Annotated in this window: 12 protein-coding genes; 1 reads left to right on the top strand and 11 read right to left on the bottom strand. The window is 36.6% G+C overall.

Annotation, left to right across the window (positions count from 1 at the left end):
- Positions 1-4: 4 nt before the first annotated feature.
- From ABN217_RS16775 to ABN217_RS16765, 3 genes are all read right to left on the bottom strand, one after another.
- A complete protein-coding gene (locus tag ABN217_RS16775; protein ID WP_349459646.1) occupies positions 5-1,336 on the bottom strand; it encodes a phosphatase PAP2/dual specificity phosphatase family protein in 1,332 nt (443 codons plus the stop codon).
- A 107-nt stretch (positions 1,337-1,443) separates the two neighbouring features.
- Positions 1,444-3,213, bottom strand: coding sequence for a bifunctional alpha/beta hydrolase/class I SAM-dependent methyltransferase (locus tag ABN217_RS16770; RefSeq protein ID WP_340895522.1), 1,770 nt, complete (start codon positions 3,211-3,213; stop codon positions 1,444-1,446).
- Positions 3,210-3,845 carry a CDP-alcohol phosphatidyltransferase family protein gene (locus ABN217_RS16765; protein WP_197269446.1) on the bottom strand — a complete coding sequence of 212 codons (636 nt, stop codon included), beginning with the start codon at positions 3,843-3,845 and terminating at the stop codon, positions 3,210-3,212. The genes ABN217_RS16770 and ABN217_RS16765 overlap by 4 nt, the downstream gene beginning before the upstream one ends.
- Positions 3,846-4,393: 548 nt before the next feature.
- Between ABN217_RS16765 and ABN217_RS16760 the strand changes: the two genes are divergently transcribed.
- Positions 4,394-6,727 (top strand): TonB-dependent hemoglobin/transferrin/lactoferrin family receptor, encoded by a 2,334-nt coding sequence (locus tag ABN217_RS16760; RefSeq protein ID WP_349459645.1) that lies wholly within the window; start codon positions 4,394-4,396, stop codon positions 6,725-6,727.
- A gap of 105 nt (positions 6,728-6,832) precedes the next feature.
- On the opposite strand, the gene ABN217_RS16755 is transcribed toward ABN217_RS16760, so the two are convergent.
- The 8 genes from ABN217_RS16755 to ABN217_RS16720 all read right to left on the bottom strand — a co-directional run bounded on the left by ABN217_RS16755 (position 6,833) and on the right by ABN217_RS16720 (position 15,379).
- Positions 6,833-7,183, bottom strand: a complete 351-nt coding sequence (locus tag ABN217_RS16755) for a ribonuclease G (RefSeq protein WP_196553458.1) — start codon at positions 7,181-7,183, stop codon at positions 6,833-6,835.
- Positions 7,184-7,468: 285 nt separating this feature from the next.
- Positions 7,469-8,464 (bottom strand): glycine betaine/L-proline ABC transporter substrate-binding protein ProX, encoded by a 996-nt coding sequence (gene proX, locus ABN217_RS16750; RefSeq protein ID WP_197269444.1) that lies wholly within the window; start codon positions 8,462-8,464, stop codon positions 7,469-7,471.
- A 121-nt stretch (positions 8,465-8,585) separates the two neighbouring features.
- Positions 8,586-9,785 (bottom strand): glycine betaine/L-proline ABC transporter permease ProW, encoded by a 1,200-nt coding sequence (gene proW / locus ABN217_RS16745; RefSeq protein WP_115351359.1) that lies wholly within the window; start codon positions 9,783-9,785, stop codon positions 8,586-8,588.
- The gene (gene proV / locus ABN217_RS16740) at positions 9,778-10,977 is read right to left on the bottom strand and encodes a glycine betaine/L-proline ABC transporter ATP-binding protein ProV (RefSeq protein WP_196553456.1); all 1,200 of its coding nucleotides are present in this window, start codon (positions 10,975-10,977) and stop codon (positions 9,778-9,780) included. The genes proW and proV overlap by 8 nt, the downstream gene beginning before the upstream one ends.
- Before the next feature lie 621 nt (positions 10,978-11,598).
- Entirely contained in the window at positions 11,599-12,567 is a 969-nt protein-coding gene (nrdF, locus tag ABN217_RS16735; RefSeq protein WP_072070258.1) for a class 1b ribonucleoside-diphosphate reductase subunit beta, read from the bottom strand.
- Positions 12,568-12,591: 24 nt separating this feature from the next.
- The gene (nrdE, locus tag ABN217_RS16730) at positions 12,592-14,718 is read right to left on the bottom strand and encodes a class 1b ribonucleoside-diphosphate reductase subunit alpha (protein WP_197269443.1); all 2,127 of its coding nucleotides are present in this window, start codon (positions 14,716-14,718) and stop codon (positions 12,592-12,594) included.
- A gap of 5 nt (positions 14,719-14,723) precedes the next feature.
- Positions 14,724-15,143: a class Ib ribonucleoside-diphosphate reductase assembly flavoprotein NrdI gene (gene nrdI / locus ABN217_RS16725; protein WP_072070256.1), complete on the bottom strand. Its 420-nt coding sequence runs from the start codon at positions 15,141-15,143 to the stop codon at positions 14,724-14,726.
- 11 nt (positions 15,144-15,154) lie between these two features.
- Entirely contained in the window at positions 15,155-15,379 is a 225-nt protein-coding gene (locus ABN217_RS16720; RefSeq protein WP_072070255.1) for a glutaredoxin family protein, read from the bottom strand.
- Positions 15,380-15,421 lie beyond the last annotated feature (42 nt).

Below are 15,421 nucleotides of genomic sequence, written 5' to 3'. Positions count from 1 at the left end.
CTCGTTATTTAATGTGCTGAAAATGTGAATACCAAATTTGTAGTGCCTCTCGTGTTTCGGGATTTAAAATAACTTGAGGACGAGCTTGAGAGACTTTTTTTATCGCATCTTCTAACGTTGCTACTGTGCCATTATAAACCAACCAAGCAACAACAACGGTAGCACTACGCGAATAGCCTAGCTTGCAATGAATATAAACAGTACCCGCTTGATTTAGTTGCTCCATTGATAACATTGCTTTGTTAATATCATCTGGAGATAAAGGCAATAAATCGATTTGAGGCTGTGCTAAATAAAACTTATTTTGACTAAACTTATTTCTTGGCCATTCACAAGTTAAATCAAATACCGCATTAGCGTCGACTTCATAAAGAGGGCGCCCACCTAATAAAATGCCTTCAGTGACTAAACTCGGTATTTGGCACCGCTTTAAATAATAACGATAAGTACACCATGCAAAGAAGCGATAAGGTAATAGGATTATCTGTGCAGAAAGTGGAATTTTACCTTGTGTATTTTTTTGAAAAATAGAAGCACCAGCGCCTAAATAGCCCAAAGTCACAAAAGTTAATGTAATTGCTGGCCATAGAAAGATCCAAAAGAACCCTTGCAGACCAAAAGATAATAGATAAAACACCATTGCAGATAACGCATAGTTTTTACTAATACGTAAACTGCGTTTACTGCCAGTAAAATGCCATTTCCAACGCGAACTTATTGGTAATAAATAGCAAATAAATACGCCAACACCAAAGCCGGTAATAATATCAATAAAATGATGTTGCCATGTTGTGAGTACGGAAATAGCAATTAACAATGACCATAGATTTAAAAACCATTGCCACGATTTAGGCGTATGGGCACGGAAACGTAACCAAATAATCCACAATAAAATAATGTGTAAAGAAGGAGCTTGGTTATAAGGTAAATCGAAGCCTTCTAATTGAGTAAATAACCAACCAGAAAATCCCTCTGTTGTTGGGCGAATAAAGCTAAATTTTAAAGGGAATAATAAAAAACCTGAGCAGGCTATAAGAGAGGCAACAATTAAACGTAATCCATGTATAAATTGCTCTCTTAATGTTGTACATATAATTAGAGAAATACCATAGGCAATATTCACACTCCAATAAGGAATGATTGTCCACGGTAAAAAGGGAATAGCGTTTTCCCACGAATAAACAAAAGAAGGAACATCAGATAAAGTAGAAGTGTAAGTATTGACTTGCATATAAGTTAAATAGAAAAAAGGGGCTAGAAATAACAGCCATACAATTCCAGCAAGCCAGATACTTTTTCTTGATGATGTTATTTGAGAGCGTTGAGTTCCCTCCATACTAAATTCCTTTCTTTGTTTATTGTTTTTCTATTTTTGCAGTTTGCTTAAAATTATCGCTATATGTTGCCATATAGCGATAGTTCATTTGTCCATGGCGTACTTTATTAGCGACGTTTTGCTATCGATACACTAAAAATACCCCAGTGATCAATTTGTTGATCGAGCTTTTCAAAACCCGCTTCATCCACTAATGCATCCATTTCACCTTGACTGCGACAACGCATGATCCACGGTTGACCATCTTGGTGGCTAGGTAATACACGGGCAATCATTTCAAGTTGAGGGTGCCAAGGTTGGCAGGTGTAAATCAGTAACCCTCCACTTGGGATCGCTTGTGATAACCCTTTTAAAGATGCTTTTAGTAGATGATTTTCAGGAAATAATTCATAAAGTCCGCTTACTATCCCTAACGTTGGTGAAGGTGATATAGTACTCAAGCTTTCGGTATCAAAAGCGTTACCTTCTTCAAAACGCACTTTGTCTTCTAAATGGCGTTCTTTAATGGCAATTCGGCCTTGTTCAACGTTAATCGGGCTATAGTCACGCATTAAAATTGAATCAACTTTACCATAGTCATTAACCGCATCAAAAAGATAGCGACCTTGCCCCGCAGCAATATCCATAATATGTACTGGCATATTATTTTGTGTTAATTGGCGAATAGCGTATCGAATTGTATTTTCAATATTGATTTTACGTTGGCGAATACCTTGCCAACCAATACTATTCAAATACTGTTTATCAACGATACGACCAAATAAGCCTTTTCCTTGTGGTTGATTGCGATAGACATAATCAAGTGTCGATCCAGAATCAAAACCTTTATCGTAACCGAGTGCTACACCTTCAGATGCTTTACCTAACGTGCTCATCGAACGACTAAGTACTTTGTAATAGAGTCTTTTGGGGCAAAATTGAGGAAGTGGTGTTTGTAATGCACGATAAACATCAGCACTATGGCTCCATATATCTTCATTTTGATAATCATGTTGATAAAGTGGTTGTGCAAACAACGTTTCAATAAAGTGACGCATTTTATTGATGGGAATTGCTCTGTCTTTCTCGCCCAAGGTGTCGTGGTAAAAACCGGGTAAAACATGCTTTTCTTTTATAGAGGTATTTAAACGCTCATAGAAAAGATGCTGGGGTTTTGCGTGAACAACATGATCATTACCCGAAATAAATAATTGTGTTGGTAAGGTAATGGCATTTGCATCTTCAACTACACGATCGGCTGTTTTATAAAGTTCTAATAAAATATTAACGGCAATAGGACGAGTGATTAGCGAGTCTTGATTAAAAGAGTCGATACGGCTTTGATCATGAGTTAAATATTTAGCTTTTACATAGGAATTGACATAAAAAAGTCCGCAAATTTTTTGCATCAAGGCAAGGCCTGTACGTGCAAAAGGAACATATAATTTTACTTTAAATGCAGGGGAAGCTAATACCATACCGCGAATTTTTGGCGCGTAATCATGCACCCAACCTGAGACTAAAACAGCGCCTACACTTTGGCCAACAACAAGAATGTTCTCCATCGGAATATTATAGTTAGATGCAACATAGCGGACGAACTCATCGATATCTTTTATTGATGTTCCCATTGATGGGCTATAACCGCGAGCACCTTCATTCTTACCATGCCCACGAGCATCCCAAGCAAACATTGAGAAATCAGGAAGATCTAATTCATCAACTAGATGAGAAACTCGGCCTGAGTGTTCGTGACCCCGATGAAATAAAATAATTGCTTTGGGCTCAGTGGTAATTTGAGCTGGCCAATGGCGATAATACAACGGTGTTTTATCGCTGGTGGTAAATTCAGACTCAATCATACTCCTTTGAGTTTGATATTGCGGTTGTTGATTCATAACGATGTATCCTTATCTTTATCTGTCATCGTTGCTTCTTTTAGTGCGCGATGAATTCGGTGATAACAAGTCAACAATAGTAATAAATTAATAATAATAAAAAGATAATGCGTGTTTTCTGATGATGTCAGCGAGGGGAATAATCCGATAAAAAAGGCTATAGTACCGAAAATAAAGGCTCTATCACTTTTTCCCATTGGGCCATCATAACGACGAGTAGCATCAATTGTTTGGGCAAGAACCCCTAAGAACTCAGTCATTATCATTAAAAAAAGTGCCAGCATGATCCACCAGTAGGCTTGTGGAAAAATAAAGGCAAAAGGGAGATAAAGCGCAATATCTGAAATAACATCACTGGCTTCATTTAATATTGCACCAAGCGCACTTTTTTGATTATGTTCTCGTGCCAGCATGCCATCGATAGCATTAAGCGCCATACGAAAAAAGAGGACAATAGGGAGTAATAAAAATAAATGAGGATAAGGATAAAGCAAAAGTAATCCACCAACGACAATGGATAATAGTAGGGCAGAAAGCGTGACCTGATTTGCAGTGATCCCTTTTGTGAATAACCATTCTACATAAGGGCGCAATAGAGATTGAAATTTGGGTTTTAGGTCATAAATTGTCATGACGCATCCTTGTGTTCAAAAGTGCGTATATTACCTCATAATATAATTTTATTATTAGCTGATTTTTATCTCATTGAATATCTTTATTTCAATGGCTTAATTGATTTACGATTTAAATATAAAACAAATACCTAAAATTTACTTGAGTTAATAATTATTTAGCTTTCAAAATAAAGAGAAAGTTAGAGACGCAAAATTGTAATTATCAGACTGTTCCGTATCTGTTTTATTCTTTTTATTTCAAAAATGATTAAATTTTCTTTAGTGATATATACGTAGTTACAATTAGAGAATGATATAAGTGGAATGAAAATAAGGGATATTAAATACCTGATAATAACTAATGAAATTAGTTTAATTTATTGTAAATATTATTTTAGATAAGATTTAAATCCAACAAGAATGTATCAATAGTGTAGTTATCTGTATTGAGCGATAAGTGCAAAAAAACTAGATAATGATAATTATTATCATTATCATAATTGGCGCTGTTAACTACAGCTCTAATCATCTATCAAACTTATAACCATACAAAAGATACTACTATTATGATCCATTTCTTAGCAAAAAATGATGTTTATCGTCAGGGAATTGGGATATTTTCATTTTCATCATCAGCGATTGCATTATTATTGACTTCACTCACTTCGTTAAATAGCTATGCGGCTGAAAGTGTTAAACCAGAAATAACGGTATCCACAAAATCAGAGAGCCCAGCGCAACCTAAATTGCGTGAAAAAATTATTATTGAACCTATCTACGTATCAGGTGAACTCAATTCGAGTGTTGATGCAGGAAGTACGGTTCTGACATTAAAAGACATCGACCGAATTCAGCCTAATAATATTGCAGAGCTGGTGGATAAGTTACCGGGAATTTCATCATCTGGCTCACCAAGACCTGGTGGCCAAACATTAAATATCTGGGGGATGGGTAATCCTGAAGATATTAAAATCACACTTGATGGTACACCCAAAACTTTTGAAAAATATCGCCAAGGTTCAATTTTTATTGATCCCGAATTAATACGTCGTCTTGATGTTGATAAAGGCCCTCATAATATTACTCAAGGTAATGGTGGATTTGGTGGTTCGGTAAGAATTGAAACCAAAGATCCTGATGACTTATTATTACCCGATCAGAATATTGGGATGTTTTTAAAATATGGTCACCATACGAATGATAGACAAAATCGTTATAGTGGTGCGGTATACGGTAAATTACTTGATGGGCAAGCAGACGGGTTATTCTATTTTAACCGTCGTGAAAGTGATGATTTACGACGACCTGATGGAACTAAATTTGGCTATTCACAATCCGATCAAGATTCTTTTTTAATCAAAACCAATATCTATCTAACTGAAGCACAAACATTAACGTTATCAGCATCACGATCAGAAAGTGATGGCTGGACACCTTGGGCTGCTAAACGTGATGAATTAGCTAAACCTAGCCAAGCTGACGTAGATAAATATGGCTTTGATGCAGCGATGAAACGTAAATTAGTTTATCGTGACCAAAAAGATGACACCTTCAGTGTGAAATGGAATATTCAGCCAGTTGATTCTGATTTAATTAATTTAACACTGACTTACGGTTATTCAAAAACCAAACAAAACGATAGTCGTCCAGAGACAGCTAGCTCCTATTTTAGTAGCAGTATGGGAAATCAAAGTTGGGTAGATTATCGAAATCATCAAATTGAAATTAAAAATGAAAGCACTGTTATGCAAGGTGCTTTAGAGCATAAGGTATTAGTGGGAACACGTTGGCATCGTAATGATCGCGATGTCTTAATGTTTACACGCGATAAAGCTAAAAATCCAAATTATAACTATGGATATTATGCACCTCCTTATATGCCAGAAGGTACGCAAACGACAACCAGTTTCTATCTTCAAGACTCGATGAGTTATAGAAATCTGACGATAACACCGGGTGTTCGTTACGATATCGTTAAAAATCAAGGTAAGGGAAGCCGAGCTATTACCTATCAAGATCCTGATCCCTATTATGGTCATGATTACTCTGATGTAACTTATAGTGGGGCAACACCTCATTTAGGTTTATTATGGAAAATGAACAAGAATTTCAGATTCTTTGGTGATTTAACCTATACATGGCGAGCACCATTGATTGATGAGCAATATGAAGTACAGGGAAGTATTTCTAGCTTAACAGGCACGAGCCGCCATCTAGATAAAGAAACGGTAAGAGCGACACGAATTGGCGCAATTGCAGACTTTGAAAGTGTTATTCAACAAGAAGATCAACTACAGTTAAGAACAACACTGTTTGATACTCGTGGTAAAGACGAAATCTTCCGTCGTCGAGGTGTTTATTGTGAAAGCCAAAAGGTGGATGGACATAATGGAAATTGTCCACCATCAATCGGTAACTACCGTAATTTACCTGGCTATCATATACAAGGACTGGAAATTGAAGCCTTTTATGATAGCCCTAATGTATTCGGTCGTTTAGCGTATTCCACAATGAAAGGAAAACGTGACCAATCACCGCGTGATCCGTGGTTTGGTCAAAAAACATGGATTGCGGAGATCCAGCCTGATGCTTTACATGCCACCCTCGGTGTAAAAGTACCAAGTATTAATGTCAATATGGGATGGACGGGTGATTTTATTGGTGCTCAACGCCGTTCACCAATGGATGCCGATCCTGATGCTACCTATTGGTCATTACCAAAAAGTAAAGGCTATGCAATCCACGGTTTATTTGCGAATTGGGAACCTTCTTTTATAGATAATACTGAGGTTCGTTTTACTGTCGCAAATTTATTTAACCGTGATTACTACCCTTATTTAGGTGAATCAGTTTCAGGTGTAGGGCGTGATTATCGATTTACTGTGGTAAAACGTTTCTAATATTACTGAAAATAAAAAATGCGGTTTTTGGTCGCTTAAACAAATAAACCCCATAGATATTATGGGGTTTATTGTCATTAAGAGTTCAATACTCAATATATTGAATTAATAACCGTATGATGCAGAAGTTGCGATCATTGCCATCATGGTGGTGAAGAAGAAAATAAAGAAAAGAACTGCCATAATGATGCTAATAATAAAGTAAATAAATCCCGCTCTATTCCATGTTTCTTGCACTTTCATAAAGGTTTCAACAGAATCGTAATCACCATTTTTCCAAGCCCATTCATTTCCTTTAATACCACAGACAAAGAGCCAAACAAGATTAAGTAAAGGAACAAGTACTAATAATGGAAGATAGGATTTATTACCAAAACCCCAAATAATATTAAACATGAAAGCACCCCAGTTCCAACGTTTAATTTCTTCAGGTACTGGTTTGTTAGTGTAAGACACAGTTTATTCCTTATTTAAAAATAATAAATATCAAAATGAGAATGCCAAAATGGCAACTGGAGAAAGGAATAATCATAATTGAACAAATGAGAGAATGAAAGACAGGGATATCTCTACCATTAATAAAAAGAATAATCTTAATAATAAAGTTGTATTAGGATCTCTTAATTTTTATATAAACTTATTTTGCTTAATTACATATAAATTTAGTTTTTTATAAACAAAAACAGGCACACAAGAGTGTGACCTGTTTTGTGATAATCTTAAATTAAGATTATTTATTGATTATTTTGCAGCTGCTTGAGCTTGTTCAATCCAACCATCAAAAGTTTTTTGATGGGCTTTGATCCACGCATTTGCATGACGTTCAATATCTGCTTGTGATTTTTGGCCATTATGCATACGTAAGTTTTGCGCATTGATATCGGCAACAGATACTTTCATGACTTCAAAGAGTTTTGCAGCCGCAGGATTTTCTTCAGCCCACTTTTTATTTGCTGCAATATGCATGGTACTTGGTGGGAAACCATAGTTTTTACCATTTGCTAATGTGGTGTCTGTTTTATCATCACCAGGTAAAGATGAAAATGGCACTTGTAACCAAACAACATCTTTACCCGGTTTTAACACATCACTTATCCAATATGGTGTCCATGTGTAATAAAAAATAGGTTTACCTTCTTTGTAGCGAGTAATGGTATCTGCCATCATAGCCGCGTAGTTACCTTGGTTATGTGTAACCGATTTTTCTAAATCATAGGCTTTTAAGTGATTATTGATAGCTTCTTCACATCCCCAGCCAGGGTTACAACCTGTTAAATCGGCTTTACCATCACCATTGGCATCAAAGAGTTTGGCGATTTTAGGATCTTTAAATTGCTCAATATTGGTGATGTTATATTTTTCAGCGGTTTTCTTATCGATTAAATAACCTTGAGCAGCATTAACCACATAATCACCTTTGCGATAAAAGGTGTTGTCGCCGCCCGCAGCTTCATATTGTGAGTTATGAAGTGGAACCCAACTTACCGCCATAAAAGTGGCATCGCCATTGGCGATAGAAGAATAAGCAACGTTGTAATCGACTTCTTTGATCGGTTGAACTGTGTAGCCTAATTGTTCGAGTGCTTTGTTGACGATTAAGGTTTGAAATGTTTCTTCCGAAATCGTACTTTGCACAGGTTGAACCGAAATCCCTTTTCCGGGTAAATCAGCAGCGGATAACTGGGTGCTTATCAGTGTGGCGGACAATACGGTTGCCCAGATAACTGGATTACGCATAGTTTTTCCTTCTGTTGTGATGGTAAGAGATAAATAGCGACAGCGAACTGTCGCCTCTATTTCTTATATTGATTGAACGTGATGTTCTTTATAGATTTTTAATTAATGTTAAAAATAGTTATTACGATGCTTTTTTGCCAAATAGTCGGCAAATTAAGCCAATAGGGCCTGTCATATACCAGCATCGGTTGCCTTTATGGCGGCTATTCTGGCCTAATGATTGCGTTAATCGGTCAAGAATAATCGCGAGAATAACAATACCGGCACCCCCTACAGCAGCAAGTCCCATATCAAGGCGACCAATACCACGCAATACCATTTGACCTAACCCACCAACGGCTATCATTGACGCAATAACAACCATTGAAAGTGCTAACATCAAGGTTTGGTTTACACCAGCCATAATCGTTGGCATGGCGAGAGGTAATTGCACTTTAAATAACATTTGTCGTGGGTTTGCCCCAAACGATTGAGCTGCTTCAATTAAATCTTCAGGAACTTGTTTGATCCCTAAAATGGTTAGTCTCACAATAGGTGGCAAAGCAAAAATAATAGTGACTACAACACCTGGCACATTACCAATCCCAAATAGCATTACGATAGGCACTAAGTAAACAAATGCAGGGGTTGTCTGCATGGCATCTAGCAAAGGTCGTACAATTTTTGATGCTTTATCACTATTCGCAAGCCATATTCCTAAGGGAAGGCCGATAATCAAACAGAACAGTAAAGAGGTCAGCACTAACGCAAGCGTAACCATTGCTTCAGACCAAGCGCCAATCGCACCAATCAATATCAATGAAATAAACGAGGTGATGCCCATCACTTTGCCTGAAAGTTGCCATGCAATCAGTGAAAATAGAATAATGGCAACTGGTGCTGGCATTGAGGTTAAGAAGTTTTCAAAGCCACTTAACACAAAATCAACGGGGACACGAATACCTTGGAACACAGGACGAAAGTGCAACACTATCCAGTCAATTGCATCGGTAACCCACGAATCCAAAGGGATCAGTGTATTGTGAAAGGGATCCATAAGATTAAAAGTATCTGGCGTAACATCAGTAGGTGTTGCATCTAACCAATCACTTCCTGCGGATGATGTATCAATATTATCACTACCACTGCCAGCTCCCCATGGATCGGCATCTACCGATGAACTGTCAGCACTACTCCAAGGATCACTTTCTGTTGTACTGGTATCGGTTGTAGCCCAAGGATCATCATTTACGCTATGGGTTGTCTCTTGTGTAGTCTCGCTTGTTGCGGTTTCTTGGATCGTTGTATCCAAAACCGTATCTTGATTTTTTGTATTACTCATTTGGCGTCTCCTTATCCAGTGCTTGTAGTAACATTCCTTTAGAAATTAAACCTATATAACGGTTTTTTTCATCAATAACAGGAATAGCACAGGGAGATTGTGCAACAGTAGAAATCAGCTCATTTAATGGTGTATCACCATTAATAGCGCAAGGTTCGGATAAAATGGCTGATTCAATAGGTTGTTTATTTTTTAGAGCTTCTTCGAGAGAATTCACAGAAACAACACCGATAAACTTCCTACCACGTTCAATGAGATAACCAAAATTTCTATCTTCATCTTCAAGCACTTTTAATGCTGAGCGAGGACCGAAACCAGGAGCAACATGCAATAAGGTTTCAGGGCGACGTTTGGCTATATCTTTTGCACTAAATACATGACTAATATCAACTCCACGGAAGAATGTGCGTACATAATCATTAGCCGGATTATTTAGTATTTCATCAGGTGTGCCGATTTGAACGACAACCCCGCCTTGCATAATGGCAATGCGATCACCTATACGCATGGCTTCATCGAGGTCATGAGAAATAAACACAATAGTACGTTGTTTATCGCCTTGTAAGCTCAATAACTCATCTTGCATTTCAGTGCGAATTAATGGATCAAGTGCCGAAAAAGCCTCATCCATTAACAAGATATCGGGATCATTGGCAAGTGCGCGAGCAAGGCCAATACGTTGACGCATCCCACCAGAAAGCTCATCAGGCCATGATTTTGCATAACTACCAAGATTGACTTGCTCTAACGCATCCATCGCTTTTTTATAACGTTCGTCTTTGCTTAATCCCGCGAGATCCATTCCGAAAGCTGTGTTATCAAGCACATTCATATGTGGCATTAAGGCGAATGACTGAAACACCATACTGATTTTTTTACGTCGAACTTGCCGTAATTCTTTATCAGACATGGTGGCAATATTTTCACCATCAATAAGCACCTCTCCCTTTGTAGGAGAGATCAGACGATTGAGAAGGCGGACTAGGGTGGATTTACCTGAACCAGATAATCCCATGATGACAAATATTTCGCCTTCTTCAATTGCCAGATTTGCATTTTGAACACCTACGGTTAAACCTGTTTTATCAAAAATCTGATCTTTATTCATACCAGATTTTAATAATTCAAAGGCTCGTTTTGGGTGCTCGCCAAATACTTTATAGAGATTTTTTACTTCGAGTTTAATTGCCATGCAATATATTATTTCCTATTTAAATAATGAAAGGAATAAATTAAATTTAATTAAATCAGTATTGTTATTTTCCTAAATAAGATTTTTAGTAAGGGAATTACCCTACCACAATGATTGCATCTGACAACCCTATGTTAATTATAATTAACTAAAAAATAGGAGTGTTTTTCCTTTGTTTTTATAATGATTAATAATTAAATAAAGTGAAATAAATTTTTTTTATTAAAAGATAATGTTTCTTTTAACTTACTGAAATATAATTGTTTTTAAAGACATTGTTATTTTGATTAGGATATCAATAAAAAGGGGCATAAAATAACTGAATTGAGGAAAAAAGTAAGGAAAAAATAAATGAAAAAAAATCCCAATACATTAGTAAATGTAATGATTTTTGGCTTATTATCGGTTTGAATATTTTAAATAAGCTAAAACCATTCGTAAAAAATTGATTATTTGAATAAATCAAACGGTAAAAATCAACCAATTAGGTTGTTTGTTGAGCAAATAAAAGCACACTGAAAAATAATGGTTATTTTTCAGTGTGTTACGTTAAAATTAAAATATATAATTAAATTGAATGTATTTTGTTGCCTCTAATATATTTAATCGTGTTATTTTGTATTAAAAATCCCAATCATCATCTTCAGTATTAATGGTTTTTCCAATAACATAAGATGAACCAGAACCAGAAAAGAAATCGTGATTTTCATTAGCATCTGGTGATAATGATGAAAGGATTGCAGCACTAACATCTGTTATTTCATCAGGGAATAATGCTTCATAACCTAAATTCATTAATGCTTTATTTGCATTATAATGAAGGAATTTTTTTACATCCTCAGTCCAACCAACAGTATCATAAAGATCTTCAGTATATTTAACTTCATTGTCATATAAATCTAATAATAATGAGAATGCAAAATCTTTAATATCTTGCTTCTCTAATTCGGATTTATTTAATAACTGATTTTGAAATTTATAACCAATATAATAACCATGAACGGCTTCATCACGAATAATGAGCCTAATTAAATCGGCTGTATTGGTTAATTTTCCTCTGCTTGACCAATACATAGGTAAATAGAATCCAGAATAGAATAAAAAAGATTCTAAAAATACGCTGGCAATTTTTTTCTTTAAAGGATCACTGTCTTGATAATAGCGCAGGATAATATCTGCCTTTTTTTGCAGATAAGGGTTTTCCTCACTCCAACGATATGCCTCATCAACATCTGTTGTTAAGCAGAGTGTGGAAAATATTGAACTGTAAGAGCGAGCATGAACTGCTTCCATAAAACAGATATTGGATAATACAGCTTCTTCATGCGGTGTCAGTGCATCGGGCATCAATGTTGGCGCACCTACTGTATTTTGGATAGTGTCCAGTAACGTTAACCCAGTAAAAACACGAATAGTGAGCTGTTTTTCAGCTTGAGTTAATGTGTTCCATGAAGGAATGTCATTAGAGAGTGGAATTTTTTCAGGTAACCAAAAATTCATGGTTAAACGGTTCCAAACCTCTAAATCTTTTTCATCTTCAATACGATTCCAGTTAATCGCATTAACATGACTTAATAAAGGTGATGGCATGCTATGTTCTCCTTATTGTAATTATTAAAGTGCGCACGAAACACAGCCTTTTATTTCAGTGCCTGCTAATGCGGATTGTCGGATACGAATGTAATATAAGGTTTTAATTCCTTTACGCCAGGCATAGATTTGTGCTTTGTTAATATCTCTTGTTGTGGCTTCATCCGAAAAAAATAATGTCAGTGATAAGCCTTGATCGATATGTTGTGAAGCTTCTGCATAGGTATCGATAATTTTTTCTGCACCAATTTCATACGCATCTTGATAATATTGGCGATTTTCATTAGTCATAAATGGGGCTGGGTAATAAACTCGTCCAATCTTGCCTTCTTTCCTAATTTCTATTGGGGCTGCAATAGGATGGATGCTTGATGTGGAATGATTTATATAGGAAATGGATCCAGTAGGTGGTATCGCTTGTAAGTTTTGGTTGTAGATCCCATGTGTCATAATAGACTGCTTGAGTGTTTGCCAATCTTCTTGTGTAGGAATATGAATATTCGATTGACTAAACAACTGGTGGACTTTTTGTGTTTTTGGTAGCCATTGTTGTGATACATACTTATTAAAGTATTCACCTGTTGCGTATTTTGAGTTCTCAAAACCTTTAAAGTGTTGTTTCTTTTCAATGGCTAATTGGTTTGAAGCTAATAACGCATAATAAGTGACGGTATAAAAATAGATATTAGTGAAATCTAATGCTTCTTCGGAGCCGTAATAAATACCTTCACGCGCTAAATAGCCATGTAAATTCATTTGCCCTAAACCAATCGCATGAGAAGCGAGATTACCTTTTTCAATAGAAGGAACAGACTCAATTTTCGTCATTTCAGAGACATTGCTTAATGCCCTAATTGCAGTGCTAACGGTATGCGCAAAGTTAGGAGAGTCCATTGCCATAGCAATATTCATAGAGCCTAAGTTACAACTGATATCATGACCGATATGGCGATAGCTTAAGTCTGGGTGATATTCGCTCGCGCTGTTGACTTGTAAAATTTCAGAGCAGAGATTGCTCATATTAATTCTACCCGCGATAGGATTTGCACGGTTTACCGCATCTTCAAACATGATATAAGGATAGCCTGACTCGAATTGAATTTCGGCTAATGTTTGAAAGAACTCTCTCGCTTTTATTTTCTTTTTACGTATTTGTGCATTATTTACCATCTCACTGTATTTTTCGCTAACACTGATTTCTGACATAGGTACGCCATAAACACGTTCTACATCATAAGGTGAGAATAGATACATATCTTCATTGCGTTTCGCTAATTCAAATGTGATATCTGGGATCACTACACCTAAAGAGAGGGTTTTGATCCTAACTTTTTCGTCTGCATTTTCTCTTTTGGTGTCAAGAAAATGATAAATATCAGGATGGTGAGCATGAAGATAAACAGCACCGGCACCTTGTCTTGCTCCTAATTGGTTTGCATAGGAAAACGCATCTTCAAGCATCTTCATAACCGGAACGACGCCAGAGGATTGATTTTCTATACGTTTAATGGGTGCGCCTGCTTCACGTAAATTAGTGAGTAGAAATGCGACACCACCTCCACGTTTAGAGAGCTGTAATGCGGAATTGACCGATCGGCCGATAGATTCCATATTATCTTCTATACGCAATAGAAAGCAGGAAACCAATTCACCACGCTGCTGTTTTCCACAATTTAGGAAAGTTGGTGTTGCGGGTTGGAAACGACCACTAATAATTTCATCAACGAGATGAATGGCTAGGTCGGTATTACCCTGAGCAAGAGTAAGCGCTACCATACAGACGCGATCTTCATAGCGTTCAAGGTAACGCTCTCCATCAAAGGTTTTTAAGGTGTAACTGGTATAGTATTTAAAAGCGCCTAAAAAAGATTGAAAGCGAAATTTTTTGCTATAAGCATGTTTGAATAGCTGTTTGATAAAGGCAAATTCATATTGTTCTAATACTTGCGCTTCGTAATAGTGTTGTTGTACTAAAAACTCGAGTTTTTCTTTTAGATCATGAAAAAATACCGTGTTTTGATTTACATGTTGGCGAAAAAAATGATGTGTCGCTAATTTGTCTTTATCAAACTGAATATTACCTTGCTCATCATACAGATTTAGCATGGCGTTTAAGGCATGGTAATCAAGTTGTTCTATTGGTTGTGTCATGTTAATTATCTCGTAACGCAGTGGTCTGCTAGGTTTGACCAAAACGTACTTAAACCAGTTTTTACACGTTTTACATCTTCTGGTGTGCCTAATAGCTCAAATCGATATAAAAAAGGAATTTGGCATTTTTGTGCAATGATGTTGCCAGCCAATCCATAAGCTGCACCAAAATTTGTATTTCCAGAAGCAATAACACCGCGTATTAATTGACGATTTTCAGGAATATTTAAAAACTGAATAACCGCTTTAGGAACTGCACCTTTAGTACCGCCGCCACCATAAGTAGGGCAAAGCAACACGAATGGTTGTGTTGCAAGTAATATTTCATCCTCAATAATCCTAGTCGCTTGTAAATTAAGCTTTTGCACAAAGCGATGGCAGTTTTCCGAGCGACTTGAAAAATAGATTAACGGTGCAGTTTGCATGAAAAGCTCCTTTAGAGCGTAATCTGCCTTATTTTATCAGGGCAGAAACCTGACCAATGTTGGTCACCATGAACAACAACGGGAACTTGGCGATATCCCATAGAAACTATTTGAGCTAAGGCTTGTGTATCTTGGGTGAGATCAACAGCAACAAACGGAATATTTTTCTGTTTTAATGCGCGTTCTGTGGCACTACATTGAACGCAATTCGGTTTGGTATAGAGGATAACAGACATAAAAATAACCCTTATAAAAATATGGATGCGTCTGTTTTCACA

The organism is Proteus sp. fly-1067 (assembly GCF_040139345.1).
Classification (GTDB): domain Bacteria; phylum Pseudomonadota; class Gammaproteobacteria; order Enterobacterales; family Enterobacteriaceae; genus Proteus; species Proteus vulgaris_B.
Note: the sequence above shows the minus strand (reverse complement) of the source record. Positions and strands in the feature narration are given on the sequence as shown.